Below are 2,500 nucleotides of genomic sequence, written 5' to 3'. Positions count from 1 at the left end.
ACGTGAAATTCCGTCGGAATCTGGGAGGACCATCTCCCAAGGCTAAATACTCCCTAGTGATCGATAGTGAACCAGTACCGTGAGGGAAAGGTGAAAAGCACCCCGGAAGGGGAGTGAAAGAGATCCTGAAACCGTGTGCCTACAAATAGTCAGAGCCCGTTAATGGGTGATGGCGTGCCTTTTGTAGAATGAACCGGCGAGTTACGATCCCGTGCGAGGTTAAGCTGAAGAGGCGGAGCCGCAGCGAAAGCGAGTCTGAATAGGGCGTTTAGTACGTGGTCGTAGACCCGAAACCAGGTGATCTACCCATGTCCAGGGTGAAGTTCAGGTAACACTGAATGGAGGCCCGAACCCACGCACGTTGAAAAGTGCGGGGATGAGGTGTGGGTAGCGGAGAAATTCCAATCGAACCTGGAGATAGCTGGTTCTCCCCGAAATAGCTTTAGGGCTAGCCTTAAGTGTAAGAGTCTTGGAGGTAGAGCACTGATTGGACTAGGGGTCCTCATCGGATTACCGAATTCAGTCAAACTCCGAATGCCAATGACTTATCCTTAGGAGTCAGACTGCGAGTGATAAGATCCGTAGTCAAAAGGGAAACAGCCCAGACCGCCAGCTAAGGTCCCAAAGTGTGTATTAAGTGGAAAAGGATGTGGAGTTGCTTAGACAACTAGGATGTTGGCTTAGAAGCAGCCACCATTTAAAGAGTGCGTAATAGCTCACTAGTCGAGTGACTCTGCGCCGAAAATGTACCGGGGCTAAATACACCACCGAAGCTGCGGATTGATACCAATGGTATCAGTGGTAGGGGAGCGTTCTAAGGACAGTGAAGTCAGACCGTAAGGACTGGTGGAGTGCTTAGAAGTGAGAATGCCGGTATGAGTAGCGAAAGACGGGTGAGAATCCCGTCCACCGAATGCCTAAGGTTTCCTGAGGAAGGCTCGTCCGCTCAGGGTTAGTCAGGACCTAAGCCGAGGCCGACAGGCGTAGGCGATGGACAACAGGTTGATATTCCTGTACCACCTCTTTATCGTTTGAGCAATGGAGGGACGCAGAAGGATAGAAGAAGCGTGCGATTGGTTGTGCACGTCCAAGCAGTTAGGCTGATAAGTAGGCAAATCCGCTTATCGTGAAGGCTGAGCTGTGATGGGGAAGCTCCTTATGGAGCGAAGTCTTTGATTCCCCGCTGCCAAGAAAAGCTTCTAGCGAGATAAAAGGTGCCTGTACCGCAAACCGACACAGGTAGGCGAGGAGAGAATCCTAAGGTGTGCGAGAGAACTCTGGTTAAGGAACTCGGCAAAATGACCCCGTAACTTCGGGAGAAGGGGTGCTTTCTTAACGGAAAGCCGCAGTGAATAGGCCCAAGCGACTGTTTAGCAAAAACACAGCTCTCTGCGAAGCCGTAAGGCGAAGTATAGGGGGTGACACCTGCCCGGTGCTGGAAGGTTAAGGAGAGGGGTTAGCGTAAGCGAAGCTCTGAACTGAAGCCCCAGTAAACGGCGGCCGTAACTATAACGGTCCTAAGGTAGCGAAATTCCTTGTCGGGTAAGTTCCGACCCGCACGAAAGGTGTAACGATTTGGGCACTGTCTCAACCAGAGACTCGGTGAAATTATAGTACCTGTGAAGATGCAGGTTACCCGCGACAGGACGGAAAGACCCCGTGGAGCTTTACTGTAGCCTGATATTGAATTTTGGTACAGTTTGTACAGGATAGGCGGGAGCCTTTGAAACCGGAGCGCTAGCTTCGGTGGAGGCGCTGGTGGGATACCGCCCTGACTGTATTGAAATTCTAACCTACGGGTCTTATCGACCCGGGAGACAGTGTCAGGTGGGCAGTTTGACTGGGGCGGTCGCCTCCTAAAGTGTAACGGAGGCGCCCAAAGGTTCCCTCAGAATGGTTGGAAATCATTCGTAGAGTGCAAAGGCATAAGGGAGCTTGACTGCGAGACCTACAAGTCGAGCAGGGACGAAAGTCGGGCTTAGTGATCCGGTGGTTCCGCATGGAAGGGCCATCGCTCAACGGATAAAAGCTACCCCGGGGATAACAGGCTTATCTCCCCCAAGAGTCCACATCGACGGGGAGGTTTGGCACCTCGATGTCGGCTCATCGCATCCTGGGGCTGTAGTCGGTCCCAAGGGTTGGGCTGTTCGCCCATTAAAGCGGTACGCGAGCTGGGTTCAGAACGTCGTGAGACAGTTCGGTCCCTATCCGTCGTGGGCGTAGGAAATTTGAGAGGAGCTGTCCTTAGTACGAGAGGACCGGGATGGACGCACCGCTGGTGTACCAGTTGTTCTGCCAAGGGCATAGCTGGGTAGCTATGTGCGGAAGGGATAAGTGCTGAAAGCATCTAAGCATGAAGCCCCCCTCAAGATGAGATTTCCCATAGCGTAAGCTAGTAAGATCCCTGAAAGATGATCAGGTTGATAGGTTCGAGGTGGAAGCATGGTGACATGTGGAGCTGACGAATACTAATAGATCGAGGACTTAACCATATAATATG

General features: G+C 52.2%; 1 rRNA gene (cut by a window edge). It reads left to right on the top strand.

Annotated elements, in window-relative coordinates:
- Positions 1 to 2,492 (top strand): 23S ribosomal RNA (locus tag DN410_RS24235); it begins 430 nt to the left of the window's first position.
- The last annotated feature ends 8 nt before the right edge of the window (positions 2,493 to 2,500 follow it).

This window comes from Bacillus sp. SH5-2, from assembly GCF_008368905.1.
Classification (GTDB): Bacteria; Bacillota; Bacilli; order Bacillales; family Bacillaceae_G; genus Bacillus_A; species Bacillus_A luti.
The sequence above is the reverse complement of the archived record's forward strand: the minus strand, read 5'-3'. Positions and strand labels throughout refer to the sequence as shown.